This is a genomic window from Microbacterium ginsengiterrae (assembly GCF_014205075.1).
In the GTDB taxonomy this organism is placed as follows: domain Bacteria; phylum Actinomycetota; class Actinomycetes; order Actinomycetales; family Microbacteriaceae; genus Microbacterium; species Microbacterium ginsengiterrae.
The window spans coordinates 2,856,335-2,879,123 of sequence record NZ_JACHMU010000001.1 but is presented as its reverse complement, the minus strand read 5'-3'; the positions used below and the strand labels follow the sequence as shown (position 1 = coordinate 2,879,123).

At 68.2% G+C, this 22,789-nt stretch carries 19 protein-coding genes and 1 tRNA gene; 10 read left to right on the top strand and 10 right to left on the bottom strand.

Annotated features, from left to right (window positions below):
* Position 1: 1 nt before the first annotated feature.
* The 4 genes from HD600_RS13965 to pepN form a co-directional block, all read right to left on the bottom strand.
* Entirely contained in the window at positions 2-1,660 is a 1,659-nt protein-coding gene (locus HD600_RS13965; protein ID WP_184284363.1) for an FAD-binding dehydrogenase, read from the bottom strand.
* On the bottom strand, positions 1,657-2,103 hold the full coding sequence (locus HD600_RS13960) for a globin (protein WP_184284361.1): 447 nt from the start codon (positions 2,101-2,103) through the stop codon (positions 1,657-1,659). Before HD600_RS13960 ends, HD600_RS13965 begins: the two co-directional genes overlap by 4 nt.
* Positions 2,100-3,182, bottom strand: coding sequence for a mechanosensitive ion channel family protein (locus tag HD600_RS13955; RefSeq protein ID WP_396652272.1), 1,083 nt, complete (start codon positions 3,180-3,182; stop codon positions 2,100-2,102). The genes HD600_RS13960 and HD600_RS13955 overlap by 4 nt, the downstream gene beginning before the upstream one ends.
* A 65-nt stretch (positions 3,183-3,247) precedes the next feature.
* Positions 3,248-5,812 (bottom strand): aminopeptidase N, encoded by a 2,565-nt coding sequence (gene pepN, locus HD600_RS13950; RefSeq protein WP_184284359.1) that lies wholly within the window; start codon positions 5,810-5,812, stop codon positions 3,248-3,250.
* Positions 5,813-5,969: 157 nt separating this feature from the next.
* On the opposite strand from pepN, the gene HD600_RS13945 reads away from it, so the two are divergent.
* The 6 genes from HD600_RS13945 to HD600_RS13920 all read left to right on the top strand — a co-directional run bounded on the left by HD600_RS13945 (position 5,970) and on the right by HD600_RS13920 (position 13,329).
* Entirely contained in the window at positions 5,970-6,455 is a 486-nt protein-coding gene (locus tag HD600_RS13945; RefSeq protein WP_184284357.1) for a ribose-5-phosphate isomerase, read from the top strand.
* Between the two features lies 1 nt (position 6,456).
* Positions 6,457-7,455, top strand: coding sequence for an Fpg/Nei family DNA glycosylase (locus HD600_RS13940; RefSeq protein ID WP_184284356.1), 999 nt, complete (start codon positions 6,457-6,459; stop codon positions 7,453-7,455).
* A gap of 43 nt (positions 7,456-7,498) precedes the next feature.
* The gene (locus HD600_RS13935) at positions 7,499-8,977 is read left to right on the top strand and encodes an alanine/glycine:cation symporter family protein (RefSeq protein ID WP_184284867.1); all 1,479 of its coding nucleotides are present in this window, start codon (positions 7,499-7,501) and stop codon (positions 8,975-8,977) included.
* Positions 8,978-9,017: 40 nt separating this feature from the next.
* Positions 9,018-9,674, top strand: coding sequence for an FMN-binding negative transcriptional regulator (locus HD600_RS13930; protein ID WP_184284354.1), 657 nt, complete (start codon positions 9,018-9,020; stop codon positions 9,672-9,674).
* Complete coding sequence (locus HD600_RS13925; protein ID WP_184284352.1) at positions 9,671-11,149, top strand: amidohydrolase; 1,479 nt, start codon at positions 9,671-9,673, stop codon at positions 11,147-11,149. The genes HD600_RS13930 and HD600_RS13925 overlap by 4 nt, the downstream gene beginning before the upstream one ends.
* 62 nt (positions 11,150-11,211) lie before the next feature.
* Entirely contained in the window at positions 11,212-13,329 is a 2,118-nt protein-coding gene (locus HD600_RS13920) for an acyltransferase family protein (protein ID WP_342355819.1), read from the top strand.
* Positions 13,330-13,396: 67 nt separating this feature from the next.
* Here HD600_RS13920 and HD600_RS13915 read toward each other — a convergent pair whose 3' ends face one another.
* Positions 13,397-13,882: a Dps family protein gene (locus HD600_RS13915; protein ID WP_144796265.1), complete on the bottom strand. Its 486-nt coding sequence runs from the start codon at positions 13,880-13,882 to the stop codon at positions 13,397-13,399.
* Positions 13,883-14,022: 140 nt separating this feature from the next.
* Here HD600_RS13915 and HD600_RS13910 point away from each other — a divergent pair, with 140 nt between their 5' ends.
* Positions 14,023-14,562, top strand: coding sequence for a gamma carbonic anhydrase family protein (locus HD600_RS13910; protein ID WP_184284348.1), 540 nt, complete (start codon positions 14,023-14,025; stop codon positions 14,560-14,562).
* 14 nt (positions 14,563-14,576) lie between these two features.
* Positions 14,577-14,651, top strand: a tRNA-Ile gene (locus tag HD600_RS13905).
* Between the two features lie 19 nt (positions 14,652-14,670).
* On the opposite strand, the gene HD600_RS13900 is transcribed toward HD600_RS13905, so the two are convergent.
* The 4 genes from HD600_RS13900 to HD600_RS13885 all read right to left on the bottom strand — a co-directional run bounded on the left by HD600_RS13900 (position 14,671) and on the right by HD600_RS13885 (position 19,718).
* Positions 14,671-15,567, bottom strand: coding sequence for a glucose 1-dehydrogenase (locus tag HD600_RS13900; protein ID WP_144796261.1), 897 nt, complete (start codon positions 15,565-15,567; stop codon positions 14,671-14,673).
* Between the two features lie 17 nt (positions 15,568-15,584).
* Complete coding sequence (locus HD600_RS13895; RefSeq protein ID WP_184284346.1) at positions 15,585-17,390, bottom strand: glycoside hydrolase family 15 protein; 1,806 nt, start codon at positions 17,388-17,390, stop codon at positions 15,585-15,587.
* 70 nt (positions 17,391-17,460) lie between these two features.
* Positions 17,461-17,703 (bottom strand): hypothetical protein, encoded by a 243-nt coding sequence (locus HD600_RS13890; RefSeq protein ID WP_144796249.1) that lies wholly within the window; start codon positions 17,701-17,703, stop codon positions 17,461-17,463.
* 17 nt (positions 17,704-17,720) lie between these two features.
* Positions 17,721-19,718, bottom strand: coding sequence for a DUF262 domain-containing protein (locus HD600_RS13885; RefSeq protein ID WP_184284344.1), 1,998 nt, complete (start codon positions 19,716-19,718; stop codon positions 17,721-17,723).
* A gap of 176 nt (positions 19,719-19,894) precedes the next feature.
* Between HD600_RS13885 and HD600_RS13880 the strand changes: the two genes are divergently transcribed.
* Both HD600_RS13880 and HD600_RS13875 read left to right on the top strand, forming a co-directional pair.
* Positions 19,895-20,668: a hypothetical protein gene (locus HD600_RS13880; protein ID WP_144797062.1), complete on the top strand. Its 774-nt coding sequence runs from the start codon at positions 19,895-19,897 to the stop codon at positions 20,666-20,668.
* A 162-nt stretch (positions 20,669-20,830) separates the two neighbouring features.
* On the top strand, positions 20,831-21,334 hold the full coding sequence (locus HD600_RS13875; protein ID WP_144796247.1) for a DUF3145 domain-containing protein: 504 nt from the start codon (positions 20,831-20,833) through the stop codon (positions 21,332-21,334).
* 159 nt (positions 21,335-21,493) lie between these two features.
* Here HD600_RS13875 and HD600_RS13870 read toward each other — a convergent pair whose 3' ends face one another.
* Entirely contained in the window at positions 21,494-22,729 is a 1,236-nt protein-coding gene (locus tag HD600_RS13870; RefSeq protein WP_144796246.1) for a beta-ketoacyl-[acyl-carrier-protein] synthase family protein, read from the bottom strand.
* Positions 22,730-22,789: the final 60 nt, after the last annotated feature.

Genomic DNA, 22,789 nt, shown 5'->3' with positions numbered 1-22,789 from the left:
CTCAGCGCGCCGCGGCGCGTCCTGCCTGTCGACCGGAGAACAGGCATCCGCCGAGGAAGGTTCCCTCGAGCGCACGGTAACCGTGCACTCCACCGCCCCCGAACCCGCTCGCCTCGCCGGCCGCATACAGCCCGGGGATCGCTTCGCCGTCCGCCCCGAGTGCTCGGCCGTCGAGGTCCGTCTCGATGCCGCCGAGGGACTTGCGGGTGAGCACGTGCAACTGCACGGCGATGAGCGGACCGGCCGCCGGATCCTGCAGTCGGTGCGGGGCCGCCGTCCGGATCAGCCTGTCGCCGCGGTAGGCGCGCATCGAGCGCAGCATCCCCACCTGGGCATCCTTCGAGAAGTCGTTGTCCATCTCGAGGTCGCGGGCGACGATCTCTCGGCGGACCCGCTCGGGATCCAGATACTCACCGCCCGGGTGTGCCGTCATCTGCGCGATGAGCGATTCGAGGTCGTCCTCGACGATGAAGTCCGCTCCCTCGTCGAGGAAGGACTGCACGGGCCCCGTCGGCCCCTTCGCGAGACGGGAGGCGAGCAGGAGCCGGACGTCCTTGCCGGTGAGATCGGGGTTCTGCTCGCTGCCGGACAGCGCGAACTCCTTCTCGACGATCTGGCGGGACGTGACGAACCAGGAATGGTCGTGCCCGGTCGTCCGCAGATACCGCAGCGTCCCGAGTGTGTCGAATCCGGGGAACAGGGGGACCGGCAGGCGCTTTCCGGTGGCGTCGAGCCAGAGGGACGACGGGCCTGGGAGGATCCGGATGCCGTGCATCGGCCAGACGGGATCCCAGTTCTGAATGCCCTCGACGTAGTGCCACATCCGGTCACCGTTGATGAGTCGCGCGCCGGCCCGCCGGGAGACGTCCTGCATCGAGCCGTCGACGTATGCCGGAACTCCGGAGAGCATGTGCGCCGGCGGCGTGCCGAGCCGATCCGGCCAGGCAGCGCGCACGAGATCGTGATTGCCGCCGATGCCACCGGACGACACGATCGTCGCACCCGCGCGGATCTCGAAGTCGCCGACGACCTCGCGCGAACTCGGTCGGCCGCGATCCGCGTCGCTGTGCGCGAGGACATCGCCGGTGGCTCCGGTGACGACCCCGTCGGTGACGACCAGATTCGTGACGCGGTGCCGGGGGAGGACGGTCAGGGTGCCGGCATCCTCAGCGGCGCGCACCGCCGCTTCGAATGGGGCGACGACCCCCGGGCCGGTACCCCACGTGATGTGGAACCGCGGGACGGAGTTCCCCGGGCCGAGTGCGCCGTACCCGCCGCGCTCCGCCCACCCGACGACGGGGAAGAATCCGACGCCCCGCTTACGCAGCCATGCGCGCTTCTCTCCTGCGGCGAACTGCAGGTACGCCGTCGCCCACGCACGCGGCCATCGGTCCTCCTCGCGATCGAAGTCCGCGTTTCCGAACCAATCCTGCGTCGCCAGTTCCAGGGAGTCCTTGACACCCATCCTGCGCTGCTCCGGGGAGTCGACGAAGAACAGTCCTCCGAAGGACCACCACGCCTGGCCGCCGAGATTGCTTCGCGGCTCCTGGTCCACGAGGACCACCGAGCGACCGGCCGCCGACGCCTCGGCGGCGGCGACGAGTCCGGCCAGCCCCCATCCGATCACGAGTACGTCCGCGGACAGGGGCCTGGTCGTCATGTGTTCTCCGTCGAATCCTGACTGTTGCTGCGCGTTGCCAGCGTCTGCCGCGCACCGGGCGATGCGGCAGGCGAGGGCAGCGTATTCACCATGGCATATGCGGCGCGTTCGAGATAGTCCCACAGAGTCGCGTCGTGCAGCGGCGACAGCTCTGCCTCGTCCAGCGCCGTGCGCATACAGCGCAGCCACCGGTCCCTGGCGTCAGGATCGACCGCGAACGGCATGTGGCGCATGCGAAGGCGCGGATGGCCCCGCTGCTCGCCGTACGTCGTCGGGCCGCCCCAGTACTGCTCGAGGAACATGGAGAGGCGGTCGGCCGCTGGTCCGAGGTTCTCTTCCGGGTACATCGGCTTCAGTACAGGGTCGGCGGCGACCTCTCGATAGAACACGCGCACGATGGTGTCGAAGGTCGTGTGGCCGCCGACCTCGTCGTAGAACGTCATGATGTCTCCTCCGGGTTCCCCGGCTTCTGCGGAGGATTCTTCTTTCGCCAGATACCGCGTGCGACGTGGGGCACGCCGGTGACGGCGTTCGGCCGCGTGGTGGGCGGGTGCGCGCCGCGCACGCGCCGTGCACCTTCGATGCCGTCCGGGATCACGGACTGCAGAGAGGGGACAGTGAGGTCGAGGGACTCGACGGCGGACTTCAGCCGCATCCGCAGTTCGCGCGCCACGTCATCCATCGCCGTCGCTCTGGTCTTCATCACCACCCGGATCACGAGGGCCTCCCCGGTCATCGACTCCAGCCCCCAGACCTCTGGCCGTTCGATGATCCTGGTGCGCCACTTCGGGTCCTTCGACAGCGCGAGCGCCGATTCCAGCAGAGCGGCCTCGACCTTCGGGACGTCCGCGTCCGCAGGCACGCCGATGTCGATGATCGCGCGCGCCCAGCCCTGCGACATGTTCCCGATCCGGGTGACCTCGCCGTTGCGCACGTACCACAGCGTGCCGTTGACGTCGCGGACATGCGTGATGCGCACCGCGACGTATTCGACGACTCCGGTGGCCAGGCCCATGTCGACCATGTCCCCGATGCCGATCTGATCCTCTGCGGCGATGAACAGCCCGTTGAGGACGTCTTTGACGATGTTCTGCGCGCCGAAACCGAGACCTGCACCGATCGCGGCGGTGAGGAGGGTGAGAGAACCAACGAGGTCGGGGACGAGGACGTTGGCGATGAGGACGAGGGCCACCACGCCCACCGAGACATTGACGATGTTCTGCAGGATCGTCCCGAGTGTCCGCGTGCGCTGGACGAGGCGCATGTCCGCGAGCGGGGAGCGCTCCAGCGCCTGCGTGTCATCGACGTTGGCCTTCGTCTTGGCCCGATCGACGATGCGCCGGACGACTCGACGGATGATGAGCCGGAGGACGAGAGCGGCGACGACGCAGCCGACGAGGATCAGCAGGACGTGCAGCATGTTCCAGCCCGCCTGGACCAGCCACTTCAGGACGACGCCCCAGAGCTCGGCCAACCCGTCGAGGGTCGGCGCCGGCTGGTCTTCGAGAGTGGCTTCGGGCACGCTCCGATTCTAGTGATCGGTCCCCGGTCGCGGCTGAGCGCGCACCGAGGACCGATCCACGAGACTCAGTCCTCTTCCGGCCCCTCGGCGTCGCGCGCCTGGGCGGCGAGCGCCCGCTCGACATCGGCGAGACCCTCGCTCACGAGGCGGCGCAGCGCCGGAGCCGCCTCCGCGTTCGCCGAGAGCCACGCCCTCGTCGCGTCGCGCAGGGCCGTGTCGGCCAGAGCGGTCGGGAACAGCCCGACGATGAGGTAGTTGGCGATCTGGTAGGTGCGCGATTCCCAGACGGGGATGAGCATGTCGAAGTAGCGCTGCACGTACTCGCCGAGGACGCCCGTGCTATTCGGATGCACGAACCCGAGGGCGGCGGAGCGCACGATGGTGTTCGGCAGGCTGTCGTCCTCCACCAGCGACGCCCATGCCGCGTCCTTGTCCGCGGACGTCGGAAGCGCCGCGCGGGCCTGCGCGGCGAACTCCGCACCCTTGGAGGTGTTGTCGGAGGCGAGGGCCGCGTCGATGGAGGCGGCGTCGGTCGCGCCGATGGAGGCGAGCCCGACCAGGAGCTGCCAGGACAGATCGGTGTCGATCTCCAACCCGGCGAGGGTCTCCTCGCCGGAGCGCAGACGGCCGACGATGCCCGCGTGCTCGCCGTTGACGAGCGAGGCGGCGAAGGCCGTGACGAACTGCAGCTGGCTGTCGCTGCCGGGCGCTGCGCCCTGCGCGAGTTCCCACAGGCCGTCCGCGACCTTGAGTCGCGCGGCGTCGCGGTCGGCCGGGGCGACGTACAGGGTCGCGGCGGTCCGCAGCTGAGCGAGGGTCGTGCGCACCGTGGTCGACTCGGTCTCCGTGGCGATGTTGCCGAGGACGAGGTCGATGTAGTCGGATGCCGCGCTCTCCGCGTCGCGCGTCTGATCCCACGCCGCCCCCCAGATCAGCGAGCGGGCCAGCGGGTCCGCGACGTCCGAGAGGTGCGCGATCGCGGTCTCGAGAGACCGCTCGTCGAGGCGGATCTTCGCGTAGGCGAGGTCGTTGTCGTTGAGGAGGACGAGGTCGGGGCGCTTCAGCCCCTTGAGCTCGGGGACCTCGGTGCGGTCACCGTCGACGTCGATCTCGACGTAGTGCGTGCGCGTGAGTGCGCCGTCGGCGAGGTTGTAGAAGCCGATCCCCAGGCGGTGAGGGCGGATGGTGGGGTAGTCCGCCGGGGCGGTCTGCGTGACCGCGAACCGGGAGATCGCGCCGTCGAGGTCCTCATCGATGACGGGCGAGAGCGTGTTGACACCCGAGGTCTCCAGCCACTTCTTCGACCAGACGCTGAGGTCGCGCCCGCTCGTCGCCTCGAGCTCGGTGAGCAGATCGCTGAGTTCGGTGTTGCCCCAGGCGTGCTTCTGGAAGTACTGGCCGACACCGGCGAAGAACGCATCGATCCCGACCCATGCGGCGAGCTGCTTGAGCACCGATCCGCCCTTGGCGTAGGTGATGCCGTCGAAGTTCACCTGCACGTCTTCGAGATCGTTGATCTCGGCGGTGATCGGGTGGGTGGAGGGAAGCTGGTCCTGGCGGTACGCCCAGGTCTTCTCCATCGCGTTGAACGTCGTCCACGCTTCGGTCCACTCGGTGGCCTCGGCCGTGGCGATCGTCGACGCCCATTCGGCGAACGACTCGTTCAGCCACAGGTCGTTCCACCACTTCATGGTCACGAGGTCGCCGAACCACATGTGTGCGAGCTCGTGCAGGATCGTCACGACGCGGCGTTCCTTCACGGCGTCGGTGACCTTGCTACGGAACACGTACGTCTCCGTGAAGGTGACGGCGCCCGCGTTCTCCATGGCGCCGGCGTTGAACTCCGGGACGAACAGCTGGTCGTACTTGGCGAACGGGTACGGGACGCCGAACTTCTCCTCGTAGTAGGCGAACCCCTCACGCGTCTTGTCGAAGATGTAATCGGCGTCCAGGTGCTGCCACAGGCTCTTGCGGCCGTAGACGCCCAGCGGGATCACCCGTCCGTCTGCGCTGGTGAGCTCCGAGAACGTCGACTCGTACGGTCCGGCGATCAGCGCCGTGATGTAGGACGAGATGCGAGGGGTGGGCTCGAAGCCCCACGTCGCGGTGTCGCTGCCGTCGTGGTTGATCGGCTCGGGGGTCGGCGAGTTCGAGATGACCTTCCATGCCGCCGGTGCGGTGACGGTGAACTGGAACGTGGCCTTCAGGTCCGGCTGCTCGAACACGGCGAACACGCGGCGGGAGTCGGGGACCTCGAACTGGGAGTAGAGATACACCTCGTCGTCGACCGGGTCGACGAAACGGTGCAGACCCTCGCCGGTGTTCGTGTAGGCGCAGTCCGCGTCGACGACGAGGACGTTCTCCTCCTGGAGATCGGCGAGGGCGATGCGCGAGTCCTCGAACACCTCTGCGGGGTCGAGCAGCTCCCCGTTGAGGGAGATCTCGCGCACCTCGCGGGCGATGAGGTCGATGAAGGTGTAGCTCCCGGGGCGCGCTCGGAAGCGGACCACGCTGCGGGAGCCGAACACTTCGGCGCCCTTCGTGAGATCGAGCGCGATCTCGTACGACTGCGTGTCGACGAGCTCGCGGCGCTCCTGCGCTTCGATACGGGTGAGATTCTCTCCAGGCACAGCGGTTCTCCCAGGGGTTCAGGGGGTATCACCTCGGGCCGACGCTGCTGGCGCCGACGGCAACCATGACAGCCTACGCCAGGACGGCGCGGATGCGTTCGCGCGACGACGTGGATCGTCCTCCACCGCCGGCTGCGCCGCTTCTAGGATGGAGCACATGCGCATCCACATCGCCACAGACCACGCGGGACTCGAGTTCTCCACCCGGCTGCAGGAGCACCTGCGCGGTGCGGGGCACGACGTCGTCGACCACGGACCGGTCGAGTACGACGCCCTGGACGACTATCCGGCCTTCTGCATCCGCGCCGCTCAGGCGGTCGTGACGGATCAGTCGACGGGCGTCGAGGCCCTCGGCGTCGTCTTCGGGGGATCAGGGAACGGCGAGCAGATCGCGGCGAACAAGGTCCAGGGCGTGCGTGCGGCGCTGGTATGGAACCTGTCGACCGCGGAGCTCGCCCGCCAGCACAACGATGCCAACGTGATCTCCATCGGTGCGCGGCAGCACACCTTCGACGAGGTCGTCTCCTTCATCGAACGTTTCATCGGGACGCCCTTCTCCGGTGACGAGCGGCACGCGCGTCGTATCGGCCAGATCGCCGATTTCGAACGGGACGGCTCCCTGCTCCCCGACCCCAGGGCCTGAGATGCCCGAGGGTCACTCCGTCCACCGCATCGCTCGCCAGTTCGATCACAACTTCGTCGGGAAGACCGTCCGGGCCTCGAGCCCGCAGGGTCGCTTCGCCGAGGGCGCCGCCGTCCTCGACGGGCGCGAGGTGGTCAGCGTCAAGGCCGTCGGCAAGCAGATGTTCCTCGAGGCGGACGGTGACGTCTGGCTGCGGGTGCACCTCGGGCTCTACGGGGCCTGGGACTTCGCCGGCGAGATCCTGCTCGACCCGACCATCGCGTCGGCGAACGGTCGGATGGGGCAGACGAACCAGCGCGGCACCGATCCGGATGCCGCGATCTTCGACGACGCAGGGGAGAACTCTCTCGCCTCCATCGGCGCGCCGCGTCGCGCCCGTGTGCACGTGCGGATGTCGGAGCAGACCAAGGGACTCGAGGACGACGGGTCGGAATGGCCGCCCCCGGTGGTCGGTCAGGTGCGACTGCGTCTGATGACCGACGTCACCGCGGCGGACCTCCGCGGTCCGACCGCGTGCGTGCTGCAGACGCCGGACGAGATGCTCGCGACCGTCGCGAAACTCGGTCCCGACCCCCTGGTGGGGGACCCGGCGGAGAACGAGGAACGCTTCGTCTCCGCCGTGCGCAGGAAGGGCACCTCGATCGCCCTTCTGCTGATGGACCAGTCGGTCGTCGCCGGAATCGGCAACGTCTACCGCGCCGAGATGCTCTACCGGGCCAGGCTCAACCCCCATACCCCTGGCAAGGCGGTGCCGGAGGAAGTCGTACGCGAGCTCTGGCGCGACTGGGCACGACTGCTGCCGATCGGCGTCGAGACCGGGCAGATGATGACCATGGACGGGCTGTCGCCGGATGCGCACAGGGCGGCGATGGCCAGCCGCGACGACCGGCACTGGGTGTACCACCGCGCCGGCTTGCCGTGCCGTGTCTGCGGCACTCAGATCGTGCTCGAGGAGGTCGGCGCGCGCAATCTGTACTGGTGTCCGAAGTGCCAGGCGTGAGTAAGGTGGTTCGGTCGTCCGTACCGTCGCAGACAGGAGCATGATGGACCTCGCCGGCTTGCAGAGCGCATTGGAGACCTTCAGCGGCTGGATCTGGGGACCGTTCTTCCTCATCCCGCTGCTGCTCGGGACGGGACTGTACCTGACGATCCGGCTCGGCGGTCTGCAGTTCGTCCGCCTCGGCTCCGCGCTGCGGCTCGGCCTGTTCACCCGCAAGGATCCCGGATCCGACGGCGACATCTCCCAGTTCCAGGCGCTGACCACGGCGCTGGCGGCGACGGTCGGCACCGGCAACATCGTCGGCGTCGCGACCGCCATCGGCATCGGCGGACCCGGCGCCCTGTTCTGGATGTGGATCACCGGACTGCTCGGCATGGCCTCCAAGTACTCGGAGGCCTTCCTCGGTGTGCGCTTCCGCACGACGGATGCCGTCGGCGAGCAGAACGGTGGTCCGCAGTACTACCTGGAGCGCGGCATCCGGGGCCCGGTCGGCAAGGTCCTCGGGCTCTCCTTCGCGATCTTCGCCGTCATCGCCTGCTTCGGCATCGGCAACATGACCCAGGGGAATTCGATCGCGACGAACCTCGAGTCGAGCTTCGCCGTCCCCACCTGGGTGACCGGAATCGTTCTGACGATCTTCGCGCTCAGCGTCCTCGTCGGCGGCATCAAATCCATCGGCCGTGTCACCGCCGGTCTTGTGCCGATCATGATCGTCTTCTACGTGCTCGGCGCGATCTACATCCTCATCGCGAACGTCGGTGCGCTCCCGGCCGCCTTCGCCCAGATCTTCACCGAGGCGTTCACCGGCACGAGCGCGGTGGGCGGGTTCGCAGGCTCCGCGATCATCATCGCGGTCCAGTTCGGTGTCGCGCGCGGCATCTTCTCGAACGAGTCGGGGATGGGATCGGCGGCGATCGCCGCCGCGGCGGCGCAGACGAGTCACCCCGTGCGTCAGGGTCTCGTGTCGATGACGCAGACCTTCATCGACACGATCATCGTCGTCTCCTGCACCGGCCTCGTCATCATCGCCACCGGCACGTGGAATCAGATCGATCCCGAGACGGGGGAGCAGCTGAATCCGGCGTTGATGACCGCTGAGGCGTTCTCGCACGGGCTGCCCGGCGACTGGGGCCACATCATCGTGACGATCGGGCTCGTGCTGTTCGCCGGGTCGACGATCCTCGGATGGTCCTATTACGGAGAGCGAAACATCGAGCGGCTCCTCGGCCGGCGGGCCGTGATCCCGTTCCGCATCGTCTTCTCGCTGGTGGTCTTCATCGGGTGCACCGTCCAGCTGGGCGTGGTGTGGGCGTTCTCCGATGCGATGAACGGACTCATGGCGCTGCCGAACCTCATCGGCCTGCTCGTGCTGTCCGGACTCGTGGCGCGCGAGACGAGACAGTACCTGAAGAACGACCCCACGCTGCGTGCCACCCGCGAGGAGGTCGACGCCTTCATGGCGGGCACCCCGGGGTGGGAGGAATGGAAGAGGGATTCTCACCCTGGCGCACAGACGCGGTGAGCCGTTCGGTCATCGACAGGGTCGGATCTAGGCTGAAGGGATGCGCCAGAACCCCTCTTTCGCGATGACCGACGTCTCCGAACTTCGGCGGGTCATCGCGGACAACCCGTGGGCCACGCTGGTGGGCAGGGACGCCGACGGGATGACCGCATCGCACTATGCGATCCTCCTCGACCCCGATCGGGACGACCTCACCGTGGTCGGCCACGTCGGCCGGCCCGATGACCTCGTCATCGGCCTGGGGCAGCCGGAGCAGGAACTGCTGCTGATCTTCCAGGGGCCGCACGGCTACATCTCACCCGGCTGGTACGGCGATCTCCCCGCTGTCCCGACCTGGAACTACATCGCGTTGCACCTGTCCGGCGTCCCGGAGATCCTGGACACCGAGGAGAACCTGCGCGTGCTCGAGCACCTCGTCGATCACTTCGAGAACAGGTTCCCCTCCCCGCGCGGCATCTGGACGGCCCCCAACGATGAGGGATTCGTACGCCGTCTGGAGGCGGGAACGGTGGGATTCCGACTCACGCCGACACGCGTGGTCGCCAAGCGGAAGTTGAGCCAGAACAAGCCGGACGACGTCGTCGAGAACGTCATCCTCGAGCTCTCCCGTGACGAGGCGCATCCTCAGCCCGCGCTCGTCGCGGAGATGCGACGAGCGCACGACGCCAGGATGGCGGCGAAGGCGGCACGGCGATGACGAACGTGGGGGAGTCGGTCGTCGCGGTCCGCGGCGCGCGGATCGTGGGGCCGGGCAGCGAGCACCTCGCCGACGGGGAGCCCGTGGACATCCACATCATCGACGGGCGGATCGTCGACATCGCGCCGGTCGGCGCGCTCCCCGTAGACGGTGCGTCGATCGATGCGGGCGGCGCTCCCGTGGTGGCCGGGCTCTGGGACAACCACGTCCACGTCGTGCAGTGGGCGCTGGCCTCCGAGCGTGAGCCCCTCGGGGACGTGGCGTCGGCCGCCGAGGCGGCGGCGCGGATGGCCTCGGTCGCTCCGCTCGCCGACGGTCGACGGGTCGGCACCGGTTTCCGGGATGCGCTGTGGGATGACGCGCCGTCCACAGAAGTGCTGGATGCAGCGACGGGTGAGACGCCGACCTATCTGATCAACGCGGACGTGCACAGCGTCTGGTTGAACTCGGCAGCGCTGCGCCGTGAGGGGTTCTCCTCACCCGACGGGATGCTGCGCGAGGAGGACGCCTTCGAGATCTCCAAGCGGCTCAACGCCGTCGATCCGGAGCACAGCGACCGGGCCGTCATGGCGTCGGGCGCAGCGGCCGCGGCGCGAGGCGTCACCGGCATCGTCGATTTCGACATGGCGTGGAACGCCGAATCCTGGAGCCGGCGGACGGCCGGCGGGTTCGACTCCCAGCGCATCGAGTTCGCCGTCTACCTCTCGGATCTCGACAGGGCGATCGCCGAGGGGCTGCGCACGGGAGAGGCGCTGCCCGGCAGCGGCGGGCTCGTGCGCATGGGGCCGCTCAAGGTGATCACCGACGGCTCCCTGGGTACACGCACCGCCGCGTGCTCGCATCCGTATCCGGGCGACGGCACGGACTTCGGCGTCATGAACGTCTCGCCGGACCACCTCATCGAGCTGCTCACGACGGCGGCGGGTGCGGGCCTGGGCGTCGCGGTGCACGCGATCGGGGACCGCGCGGTCTCCTCGGCGCTGGATGCCGTCACCGCCACCGGTGTCTCGGGCACGATCGAACACGCCCAGCTCGTGCGCCACGCCGACATCGCGCGGATCGCGAGGCTCGGGCTCATCGCGAGCGTGCAGCCGCAGCACGCCGTGGACGATCGGGATCTGGTCGACGAGTACTGGGGACACCAGACCGCGCTCGGATATCCGATGGCCTCACTCCTGCGCGCCGGCGTCGAGCTGCGACTGGGCTCGGACGCCCCTGTCGCTGCGCTGGATCCCTGGCAGGCCGTCTCCGCCGCGGTGCACCGTACCGCGGACGATCGCGAGCCCTGGCATCCGGAAGAGCGGCTGGCACTGGCGGAGGCACTGGCCGCCAGCGCGCGCAGCAGCGTGCGCCCCGGCCAGCCTGCCGATCTGGTCGTCTGCGCGACAGACCCGCGCACCGCGTCGGCCGGGACTCTGCGCCGAATGCCGGTGTCGGCGACCGTCCTCGCCGGACGCGTCACGCACCTGGCCTGACGGACCCCGCCACGGCGGGCGCAGTGGCACGACTTCTGCGACGCACCAGGTACCGTCGTATGGTGACATCCGCCCCGCAGACTCCTCCGCTCTCTCGCGCGCGGCTCCGCCGCGACCGATCCCCGGAGCACGCCACAGCCAATCGGTTCATCCCGCACGTCCAGGGATTGCGTGCGATCGCCGTCCTCTTCGTCGTGCTGTACCACTTCTGGCCAGGACGGCTGAGCGGCGGGTACGTCGGTGTCGACGTCTTCTTCGTCATCTCCGGGTTCCTCATCACGGCGCACCTGGCACGCGAGCTCACCGCCACCGGCGGGGTCGACCTCGGCCAGTTCTGGGCGCGCCGCGCGCGCCGACTGCTCCCGGCATCCCTGCTCGTGCTCCTGTTCTGCGCGATCGTCACTGCGGTGCCGCTGCTCACACCGACCTCGGCGATGCCGGCCGAGGTCCGCGAGATCCTCGCGGCGACCTTCTACGTCGAGAACTGGTATCTCGCGTTCAGCTCAGCGGACTATCTGGCGCTCTCCGGCGAGCCCACGACCGTGCAGCACTACTGGTCACTGAGCTTGGAGGAGCAGTTCTACGTCATCTGGCCGTTGCTGCTGCTCCTGGCGGCGTGGGTCGCGGTGAAGTGGCTCCGCGGCGATCGGCTGCGTGCCGCGGCGATCGCCATCGGGGTCGTCTCGGTGGCATCCTTCGTCTTCTGTGTCGTCTACACGATCACGGATCCCGCCCCGGCGTACTTCGTGACCTTCACGCGGATGTGGCAGTTCGGCGTCGGTGCCCTCATCGCTCTCGTCCCGCGCCTGCGCACGAACAATGCGGCGCTCAGCTTCGTCCTCGGCTGGGCGGGCATCATCGCGCTGCTGTACACGGCGTTCACGTTCGACGGACAGACCGTGTTCCCCGGGTACATGGCCCTGATCCCGACGTTGGGGGCTGCGGCGATCATCGCGGCATCCAACACGGACCGGTGGTGGTACCCGACCCGGTTGCTGTCGATCCCGCCCATGCGCTTCACCGGTGACATCTCGTACAGCCTGTACCTGTGGCACTGGCCGCTCATCGTCATCGCCCCCTCTGTGCCGTTCTGGGGGCTGACCATCTATCACCGTGTCGCACTGCTGGGCATCTGCTTCGTCCTCGCCTGGTTGACCAAGCGGTTCGTGGAGGATCCGGTCCGTTCGTGGAAGCCGCTGACCTCCCGTCGCCCACGCGTCACGCTCTGGGCGTCGCTCGGGGCGATGGTGCTCGTCGGCGCGGTCGCGGCCGGCGGCTGGGCGGCGAACATCTCGTCGTACCAGCAGGGAGTCCAGGCGATCGAGGACGCGCGGGAGAACCCGCCGGAGTGCTTCGGCGCCGCGAGCGTCCTCGAGGAGGGGTGCGCGGATGCCGCTCCGGACACGATCCTTCCTGCACCGGGCTTCGCAGGCGCGGACAGCCCTGACCAGGGGGAGTGCTTCATCCAGTTGAACGATTCGCGGCCGGTGGCCTGCGAGTTCGGCTCCGACGCGCCGGATGCTCCTCGTGTGGCGCTCGTGGGTGACAGCCACGCCTATCAGTACCTGGCGACCTTCGCCGCCATCGCCGAGCGCGAGGGATGGCACCTCACGACGTACTTCAAGGGTGCGTGCCCGTGGAATGCCACACCGCTGGCCACGCCCGGTTCGTTCGGAGCCGCCTGCTCCGACTGGCGCGACGCCGTCGGGCAGAAGCTCGTGGACAGCGACTTCGACGTGGTGTTCACCTCGGCCATCTCGAACACCCCGTACGCGTCCGCCGGATACGACTCCAGCTACGACGCCGCGGTCGCCGGATATCAGGCGGCGTGGGCCACCATGACCGATCGCGGCATCCCGGTCGTGACCGTCGTCGACAACCCCGTGTGGGAGACCGACCCCAACAAGTGCCTGCGGACGCGCGACGCCGCCGAATGCACCGGCGCCCGGTCCGAGGTCCTCGTCGAGAACGATCCACTGCGTGCGGCGGCGGAAGGCGCGGACGGCGTGACGCTGCTCGACTTCACCGACGTGTACTGCGACGCGGACACCTGTTATCCGGTGGTCGGCGGGGCCAACGTCTACCGGGACCAGGATCACCTGACGGTCACCTTCGCCGACAGTCTCGCGCCGCAGTTCACCGCCGCGCTGCGAGAGGCGATGGAGTCCTCGGGCGACTAGGGCTTCGACGGCACGTATACGACAAGAGGCGCCGGATCACTCCGGCGCCTCTTGTCGTATACGGTCGTTACGCGGCGATGTGAGCCACGAGGAACCAGCGGTCCTTCTCGAGGCCGCGCATGATCTCGATCGCGACGTCCTGGCTGGTCAGGTCGACCTCATCGAGACCGTCGATCGCGGCCTTCGTGTCGACGAGGATCGCGTCGATGTCGGCGATGACGTTGCGGATGAGGTCATCGGACTGGGCGAACCCGGCCGGAACCTCGGAGCCGGCACCCTTGGTGGCGACCGCGGCGACGCGTGCGTCGATCGGAAGGCCGAGGGCCACGATGCGCTCCGCGGCGGTGTCGGCGAAGTCGCCCGCGTGGGCGACGATCGTGTCGAAGAGTTCGTGGACGCCGACGAAGTTGGCGCCGCGGACGTGCCAGTGCGCCTGCTTCGCGTTGATCGTCAGCGCCTGGAGCCCGAGGACGACGGGGGAGAGGAACTGCGCCGCGGCGGCGGCGACGGTCGGGTCGCTAGCGGTGGTGGAAACGGTCTGCGCCTTGCTCATTTTCTTCCTCCAGAACGGCTGAATCGAAGCCTGATGGATACAACGCTACTCAGCCCCGGGCATTCCGCAAGGAAGCTGAGGCTGGGCTTATCGGTCGCTCCTTCCGCGAAATCACGCGGAAGTCAGGGTAGTCTCACCTCATGAGCATCTCGACCTCGGCATCGGTTCTCGCCCTCTCCGATCGGGTTCCGGACATCGCTGAGAGCGCCTTCGTCGCGGACGGCGCTCGCATCGTCGGTGAGGTCTCGCTCGACGAGGGAGCGAGTGTCTGGTACAACGCCGTCCTCCGCGGCGACTCGGCCGCAATCGTCGTCGGGCCGGGGAGCAACGTCCAGGACAACGTCTCGGTCCACGTCGACAGCGGCCATGGCGTGACGATCGGCGCGAACGTGTCCATCGGGCACAATGCCGTCGTCCACGGGTGCGCGATCGGCGACGGATCGCTGATCGGAATGGGGGCCGTGGTGCTCAGCGGCGCAGTGATCGGCCGTGGATGCCTCATCGCGGGCGGCGCGGTCGTGCTCGGAGGCACCGAGGTCCCCGACGGGTCGCTCGTCGCCGGGGTGCCCGCGAAGGTGCGACGGGAGTTGTCGGACGCCGAGCGCGCCGACCTCATCCGCAACGCGGAGACCTACCATGATCACCTCCGGACGCATGAGCAGGCCGCACCGCTCGGATAGAGTGGAACCGTCAGGGGGCGGTGGCCAAGTTGGTTAAGGCAGCGGGCTCATAACCCGACGATTCGTGGGTTCAAGTCCCACCCGCCCTACAGTCGAGACGGCTCCCGATCACGGAGTCGGGGACCCGCCGTTGACGTTGAGTGTCTCCCCGCTGACGTAGCTGGACTCGGCGGATGCGAGGAAGACGTAGACCGGTCCGAGCTCTGCCGGCTGCCCCATGCGGCCGAGCGGTGTCTGTTCGCCGAACTCGGCGATCTTCTCCTGCGGCTGACCGTCGCTCACCTGCAACGGCGTCCAGATGGGGCCCGGCGCCACGGCGTTGACCCTGATTCCCTTCGGGGCGACCTGTTGGGCGAGCGCCTTCGTGAAGGTGTTGATCGCGGCCTTGGTGGTGGCATAGTCGACGAGGATCTCTGACGGCGTGTACGCCTGATGGGAGGTGGTGTTGATGATCGTCGAGCCCGGCCGCATGTGCGGCAGCGCGGCCTTGGTGAGCCAGAACATCGCGTAGACGTTCGTCTTCATGGTGTCGTCGAACTGCTCGTCGCTCAGCGTGGTGAGGTCTTCGTTGTAGATCTGCTTGCCCGCGTTGTTCACGAGGATGTCGATCCCGCCCATGGCATCGACGGCCGAGGCGACGAGCTGGCGGCAGTATCCGGAGTCGCGGAGATCACCGGGAACGGTGATCGCCTGACGGCCCTCGTCCCGGATGATCGCGGCGATACGCGCGGCGTCGGGTTCCTCGGAGGGCAGGTAGGAGAGCACGACATCCGCGCCCTCACGCGCGAAGGCGATCGCGGCAGCCGCGCCGATCCCCGAGTCGGCGCCCGTGACGAGCGCTTTGCGGCCGGTGAGCCGTCCCGTCCCTCGGTAGGAGGTCTCCCCGAGGTCCGCCTTCGGTTCGAGTCGCGCGTCGAGCCCCGGTTCCGGCTGATGCTGGGCCTGCGGCTTCTTGTCGCGGTAGAGCTCGGTCGGGTCGCTGAACGTGTACTGGTCGTCTGACATGGGATTCTCCTTCTCGATCAGGTATCAGGTCGGTCGTCGCGCCGCACGTCGTCGATCGTGAGGGCGGCGTTGATGAGGGCGAGGTGGCTCAACGCCTGCGGCATGTTCCCCCAGAACGCGCCGTCCTCGGCGTCGATCATCTCGGCGAGCAGGCCGACGTCGTTCGTCGCCTCCATCAGGGCGTCCATGAGCTCGATCGCCTCGTCGATACGCCCGACGCACGCGAGGGCGGTGACCCGCCAGAAGCCGCACGCGGCGAACGTGAGCTCCTCGTCCCTGGCGCCGGTGTACCGATAGAGGTGCGGACCCACGGCCAGATCGGCTGCGAGCGCGTCGATCGTCGAAGACATGCGGGCACCTCGGTCGAACCCGCTCGTCGCGTGCAGCAGGACGGAGGCGTCCAGCGCATCCGATCCCGGGTACATCGTGTACGCCCCGGCGTCGTCCGACCAGCAGTTCTCCTCGATCCAGCTCTTCAGTCGAGCGCGCTCCGCCCGCCAGCGCTCCGGGCTCCCGGCGATCTGTCCCGCCTCAGCGAGGTGGATCGCGTCGCCGAGGGCCTGCCAGCAGCCCATCTTCGATGAGGTGTAGTGCCGAAGCTCCGCGAGCTCCCACATCCCGGCGTCCTCGGAGCGCCACAGGTCGCACGTCCGGTCGGCGACCTCCGCCAGCATGCGACGGGTCTCGATGTCCAGCACATTGCCCGCGTCGACATAGGTGCGACAGATGCCGATGAGATCGCCGTAGATGCCCAACTGCAGCTGACCCTGTGCGGGGTTTCCTGTCACCACCGGCCCGATGCCGCGCCATCCGGGGGCGTCGTGTTCCCGGATGCTCGCCGGCGCACCGCCGTCGAGTCCGTAGAAGATGTGCAACTCGGGGCCGTGTTCGCGGATCGTGCGCAAGAGCCACGAGATCGCCGCGTGCGTCTCCTCGCGCAGCCCGAAGTGCACGAGGGCGTAGGCGGTGTATGCGAGGTCGCGGACCCAGGCGAAACGGTAGTCCCAGTTCTTTCCTCCCTGCGGCGATTCGGGGAGGGAGGTCGTCGCAGCTGCCGCGATCGCTCCGGTCGGGCTGTACACGAGCAGTTTCAAGGCGAGCGCGCTGCGCTGGACCTGCTCCTGCCACGGTCCGTCGAACGAGAACTCCTTCGACCATCGCCGCCAGTTCGCGATGGTCCGATCGATGCCTTCGTCGACCTTCGCGGGATCCGGCAGGTGCACCGGCTCCCGATGGGTCCCCACGACGACGAGCACGTGTCGTGAACCGGAGCTCGTGGTGATCGTCCCGGTCAGCTCGGGGAGGGCCTCGGCGTCGTGCGCGGGCGAGTCGGCGGCGTGGCCTGAGCCGACGACGGCGATCGTGGCATCGCCCACTCGGATCACCGGTCCCTTCTGGGTGTCCTCGATCCATGGGGACGCCGTTCCCAGCATCGTGCCTGGCGCGACCCGCCATGCGAACTCGACGGTTCCCGACCGCCCCTCGACGCGGCGCGCCAGCTCAGCCCACGGCAGACGGCCCGCGACCCCGGTCACCAGCGCGTCCGTGACGGTCGCTCGGCCGCGGTCTGTGGTGAACGTCGTGCGCAGGACGTTGGTCCCTTTGACGTACTGGCGCCGCACCGTGTAAACGTCCACCGGCTCGAGCTCGATGGTGCCTCCGGCGCGGCCATCGAGGAGGCCGGCGAAAGCAGGCAGCGCGCCCAGATCCGGGACCGGCATCCAGTCGATCTGGCCCCGCATGCCGATGAGCGCGACCGTCCGGCCGTCGCCGATCGCCGCGTATGTCTTCAGCCCATCAGCGGCGGCGTGCGTCGGATCCATCTGTCCGAACATACGCATCGTGCACGGCGGGAAGGAGGGGGTTGCGTCCGCAGCCCGCCGCGCATATGCATCACAGCGGGCGGGCGGTGACCGCCTCGTTCCCGAGGTCCTTGCGCGCGGTGCGCAGGCACTTCGTGCACAGCAGCTCCACCGTGCGAGGGTGGTTCTCCCCGCACATGCAGTCGATGGAGACGCGCCACTTCGCTCGACGGCCGCACGGCGCGTACGCCTCCTCGTCTCCGTGGTCGCACTCGCATTCGAGAGGGGAATCGTCTTCGAAGCCGAGGGCGATCTCCTCGAATGTGAGATCCACTGGTGCGTCCTGTCGCATCACATCACGTTCCCGATGTAGGAGTACTTCACGAACACCTCTGCGGCGATGCCGGACTCCTCGAGGACTCCCTGCAGGGCGTTCATCATGTAATTGGAATCCCACCCCATGTAGAGGAAGTTCTCGTCATCGAGCGCATCCCACTGGCCCTTCCAGGCCATCCCGGTGTAGATGGGGCCGCCGTGCGCCGCGCTGAAGGCGAGCGCCGAGGGCCGGTCATCGGTCCACGCACGGCGGAAGACGCGGTTGAACAGCGCCTTCACGTCCTTGACCTCCCAGTGCTCGCCGCGGTACTCGACGTAGTCGAACTCGCGGTCCCACCCCGCGGGCCATCCGCGCCTCCGCACGGCGTCCAGGACCGGGGTCAGACCATCGTCGTCGATCTCCGGCAACGCAGGGCGCGCCCAGATCCGAAGCAGGGACGTCGAGAGGCGGCGTGAGCGCCGGGCGATGGCGGCCGTGCCCCAGGAGTCCAGTTCTGCGAGGGCTCTGGTCTCCTCGACGCCGCTGCGCGCGTACGCGTCCTGCTGCTTGTCGGGGAAGGACGCGCCGAACACACGCTCGGTGAGAGGTGACTCGAGGAGTGTGAGGTTTCCGAGGGTCGGGGCGAGAGCGCGGTGGCTGTTCTGCTCATCCTCCGAGTACTCGCTCCACGTGCGCGAGCCGTCCCCGCTCCACGATTCTCCCGGCATGAGCGGAACGACGTGCTCGATGTCGTAGGCGGCCGGGTCGGCGACGCCTTCGAGACGCCCCAGCACATAGGCGGCGTGGGGCAGCTCGACGTACTTGAGCACCGCGCTCACCCGCTCGTCGGACGGCGTGATGCGAGCGAACGCACGCATGAGCGCATCCCGTCCCTCGGCGCGTGCGCGGCACAGGCGGGCGATCAGCCGCTCCGGCGGGAGCCCGACCAGCGCACGGCGCAGATACAGCGCCTGTGTCCACTCCAGTGTCTCGATCAGCTCCTCGCGTCCGATGAGCCCGCGCGCGTGATCGCTGTAGACGCTCATCGCCAGGGGGAACGCCGCGCGCCCGAACGTGCCGATGTACTGCAGGTGCTGCCGGATCTCGGCATCCGGTTCGCGCATCGGATCGAGCAGGATGCCGTAGATCTCGGCGAAGTGACGCCAGACCTCCGCGTCGGCCTGGAGATGGGCGACGTCCACTCTCGGGAACGAACGGCGGAAGGCGGCGTACACGCCATGCTCGCCGTCGGCGCTCACTTCGCGGCCCGTGGTCATCACCAGGTAGTGCCGCCAGAAGGCGCCGATCATCTCGCCGGTGTGCTGCTCGATGGGCAGCCAGAAACGCGCCTCCACGTCGAGCTGCTCCGCATGGGTGAGGCCCATGAGGATGTAGTTGTGGATGAGCTCATGATCGCGGAGGGGCTCTCCGGTCGAGTTCAGGCTCTCGAAGATCTGCTGGGCTCCGGCCTGAGGGCCGAGCGTGATGGACACGTGCTCGAGTCGCTGCAGCCCGCGCCAGATCCGTGGGGCCTCGTCGGCGTGGATCTGGCTCCGGAAGAAGGCGTAGTTGTCGTCGAAGCGAGACTCGCGGTCGAGGTCGTCGCGTCGGTCGAGGACGACGGACTCGTAGAGGTCGGCCCAGGCGTCATGCGGTCGGAGCTTGGTGCGGGTCGGATCATCCGCGCGCACCAGAACGCGCTCGAGCTCGGCCGCCATGGCCGGGTCGGACTCGCGCACGGCATGGTGCAGTGCCGCAACCAGGAGCATGATCGTCGTGATCCGCTGCTGCCCGTCGATGAGGATGAGATCCCTCTCCGAGGAATCCTGGGCGGAGAGGATGGAACCGATGAAGTGGCGCTGCGCCGCGTCATCCCCTGCGACATTCCGCACGTCGGACAGGAGACGCTCGCACCCGCCGATGTCCCACCGGTACTGCCGCTGGTAGACGGGGACGACGATCGTGGTGCCAGGGGACGACAGCCACTCGATGGTGCCTACGGCCTTCGCTTCGACGTTCGTGGCGGTTGCCATGGTGTTCGCTTCTGCTCCTCACATCGGCGGCACCCCTCGCTCCGCCGTGTTCGAGTCTAGTCCGGGCGATTTCTCACGGCCGCGTCCAGGGGGCGGCGTGCCGCCCGCTGTTAGGCTTGCCTTATCAGGGCCTGTTAAAACGTGCTGGCCCCCGATGAAAGGACATGACTCAGATCATGGGATACATCAAGTCCGCAGCACTCGAGGAAAAGGGCTTCGTCGTCCTCGACAGCTACAACCAGGAGCTCGACCCCAAGGAATGGCTCGACCTCGAGTACAACGACTGGAAGTCCTCCGGTGACACGCGGTTCGCGCCGCTCGCGAGCGCCAAGGGCGAGATCGAGTGCAACGGCTTCTGGAACCACAAGCCGCCGCGCACGGACAAGGACGGGGTCTGGATCCCGTCGCAGACGGAGAAGGCGCCCAACCTGACCCGCCGTGCACAGGAGCCCGGCGCCAACGTCGGTCGCTGCCGCGTCATCGAGCTGCAGCCGACCCCTTACGGTGAGTGCCTGTACAACCTGCACCAGGATGACAACAACCGACTGAACCCCGACGGCACCGGCTGGGTGGTGCGCGGATTCTTCAACCTCACCGACGACAAGGACAGCTACTTCGTCCTGCGCGAGAACCGCACCGACCCGAGCATCGAGTACCGCATCGCGCTGCCCGCCGGCGCGCAGCTGATCGTCGACACGCAGCGTCTGTGGCACGCGGCCACCCACAACGGCACCGAGCCGCGGTACTGCCTGATCACCTCGTGGACCTCCGGACCCGAGCTGGACGCCTACATCGAGAAGTACCACGGCACCGATGACGTTCCCAACGTCGAGGTTCCGCAGGAGGTCCTCGAGGCGGGCTACGCCGAGCAGGCGCGCAAGGATGCGGCCCGCGCCGCGTACTACGCAGCCAAGGGTCAGCAGGTCAAGCAGGCCATGAGCGAGGCCTGAGCCGACACGGAAGCGCCCCGGCTCCGGCCGGGCGCTTCTTCGTCGAATCACACGCTTGTGATTTCCCTCCCCGTGGGCGATAATCGCCCTATAACCGCATAAAGACGCCACTCTCGTGGACCAGGTCGTAGGGGAAGACGCACCTGATGAAACGGAGAGATCATGGCGACGGCTTACGCACGCGGAGTGGTGTACATCCACTCCGCACCTCGCGCGCTCTGCCCGCACCTCGAATGGGCGGTGGGACGCGCCATCGGTCGTGCGGTGAACTTCGACTGGGCTGATCAGCCCGTGCTCGAAGGTGCCCGCCGTGCCGAGTTCTACTGGGACGGTCCGGTCGGCACCGGTGCTGCTCTCGCGACCGCGATCCGCGGCTGGGAGCATCTGCGTTTCGAAGTGACAGAGGACCCGACACCGCGCAGCGACGGCGGACGGTGGCTCCACACTCCCGACCTCGGCATCCACTACGCTCAGACCGACGCAGCGGGGAACATCGTGATCGGCGAGGACCGGATCCGCTACGCCATGGAGATCGCTGCAGGCAGCGCGATCGAGCTTCAGCGCGAGCTCGATGTCGCGCTCGGCTCCGCCTGGGATGAGGAGCTCGAACCGTTCCGTCACGCCAGCGACGACACCAGCGTCGTGTGGCTCCACAAGGTGGGCTGACGCGAAGACCCGGGGCGTAGGGAGGCGTCAGTATCGGAAGCCGGTGACTCTCCCGGAGACTGAGAACACGAATCCTCGCCCCGTACGACGAAGGCCTCGCCTCGGAGGAATCCGGGGAGAGGCTTTCGTCATGAGCGGGCGCGTGCTGCGAACGGTTGATCAGCCGTCGTAGTCGGCGAAAGCGGCGACGGCGTTGTGCCCGCCGAACCCGAACGAGTTGCTGATCGCCAGCTGGGGGCCATCTCCCAGAGGCTGCGCCTCTCCGGAGACGCGCAGCGGGATCTCGGGGTCCTGCGTGTTGATGTTGATCGTCGGGGGAGCGACGCGGTCGCGGATCGCGAGGACGGTGAAGATCGCCTCGAGTGCGCCGGTACCGCCGAGGAGGTGGCCGGTCGATGCCTTCGTGGCCGACACGGGGATCTCGTGGACGCGGTCCCCGATGACATCCTTCAGCGCGGCGTACTCGTTCGGGTCGCCCACCGGGGTCGACGTGGCGTGGGCGTTGACGTGCGTGATGTCGTCGGGGGTGCGACCGGCGGTGTCCAGGGCCATTCGCACCGCTCGTGCGGCCCCCTCAGGAGCGTTGGCGGTGATGTGGTAGGCGTCGGCGGTGACGCCGCCACCCACGAGCTCAGCGTAGATCTTCGCGCCGCGCGCCTTCGCGTGCTCCTCGGTCTCGAGGATGAGCACGGCCGCGCCCTCACCCATGACGAAGCCGTCACGGTCGGCGGAGTACGGACGCGACGCGGTGGCAGGATCGTCGTTGCGCCGGGAGAGCGCCTGCATCGATGCGAACGAGGCGATGGTGATCGGGTGGATCGCCGATTCGGTGCCTCCTGCGATGACGACGTCGGCGAGCCCGGCCTGCAGGTGCTCGTACGCGTTGACGAGTGATTCGGTGCTCGACGCGCACGCGGAGGCGACGGTGCGGGCGAACGCGCGCGCCGTGAAGTGGAGGGAGATGTTGCCGGCCGCCGAGTTCGGCATGAGCATCGGCACGGTCATGGGCATGACGCGCCGGGGGCCCTTCTCTCGCAGCGTGTCCCAGGCGTCCAGCAGCGTCCAGACGCCGCCGATGCCGGTGGCGAAGTCCACACCGAGCCGGTCGGGGTCGACATCGGGCTCTCCGGCATCCGCCCAGGCCTCCATCGCCGCGATGAGGGCGAACTGCGACGACGGGTCGAGGCGCTTCGCGACCGGACGGGCGAGGACCTCCTCGGGACGCACCATCGCTTCTGCGGCGAAGGTGACGGGGAGCTCCAGTTCGGAGACCCACTCGTGCTCGAGGGAACGTCCTCCGGACATGCCTGCCAGCAGGTTGGCCCAGTTCTCAGGGGCTGTGCCGCCGATGGCGGAGGTGGCGCCGATACCGGTGACGACGATGCGCTTGGTCATTGCGTGTGGTTCCTTGTCGGGAGGGACGGGAGCTCGAGTCGATCTCGATGCGGGTCATGC

Coding starts and splice junctions, on each gene's coding strand:
- HD600_RS13965 (WP_184284363.1), bottom strand. CDS start 1,660: ATGACGACCAGGCCCCTGTCCGCGGACGTACTCGTGATCGGATGGGGG.
- HD600_RS13960 (WP_184284361.1), bottom strand. CDS start 2,103: ATGACGTTCTACGACGAGGTCGGCGGCCACACGACCTTCGACACCATC.
- HD600_RS13945 (WP_184284357.1), top strand. CDS start 5,970: ATGCGCATCCACATCGCCACAGACCACGCGGGACTCGAGTTCTCCACC.
- HD600_RS13940 (WP_184284356.1), top strand. CDS start 6,457: ATGCCCGAGGGTCACTCCGTCCACCGCATCGCTCGCCAGTTCGATCAC.
- HD600_RS13935 (WP_184284867.1), top strand. CDS start 7,499: ATGGACCTCGCCGGCTTGCAGAGCGCATTGGAGACCTTCAGCGGCTGG.
- HD600_RS13930 (WP_184284354.1), top strand. CDS start 9,018: ATGCGCCAGAACCCCTCTTTCGCGATGACCGACGTCTCCGAACTTCGG.
- HD600_RS13925 (WP_184284352.1), top strand. CDS start 9,671: ATGACGAACGTGGGGGAGTCGGTCGTCGCGGTCCGCGGCGCGCGGATC.
- HD600_RS13915 (WP_144796265.1), bottom strand. CDS start 13,882: ATGAGCAAGGCGCAGACCGTTTCCACCACCGCTAGCGACCCGACCGTC.
- HD600_RS13910 (WP_184284348.1), top strand. CDS start 14,023: ATGAGCATCTCGACCTCGGCATCGGTTCTCGCCCTCTCCGATCGGGTT.
- HD600_RS13900 (WP_144796261.1), bottom strand. CDS start 15,567: ATGTCAGACGACCAGTACACGTTCAGCGACCCGACCGAGCTCTACCGC.
- HD600_RS13895 (WP_184284346.1), bottom strand. CDS start 17,390: ATGGATCCGACGCACGCCGCCGCTGATGGGCTGAAGACATACGCGGCG.
- HD600_RS13885 (WP_184284344.1), bottom strand. CDS start 19,718: ATGGCAACCGCCACGAACGTCGAAGCGAAGGCCGTAGGCACCATCGAG.
- HD600_RS13880 (WP_144797062.1), top strand. CDS start 19,895: ATGGGATACATCAAGTCCGCAGCACTCGAGGAAAAGGGCTTCGTCGTC.
- HD600_RS13875 (WP_144796247.1), top strand. CDS start 20,831: ATGGCGACGGCTTACGCACGCGGAGTGGTGTACATCCACTCCGCACCT.
- HD600_RS13870 (WP_144796246.1), bottom strand. CDS start 22,729: ATGACCAAGCGCATCGTCGTCACCGGTATCGGCGCCACCTCCGCCATC.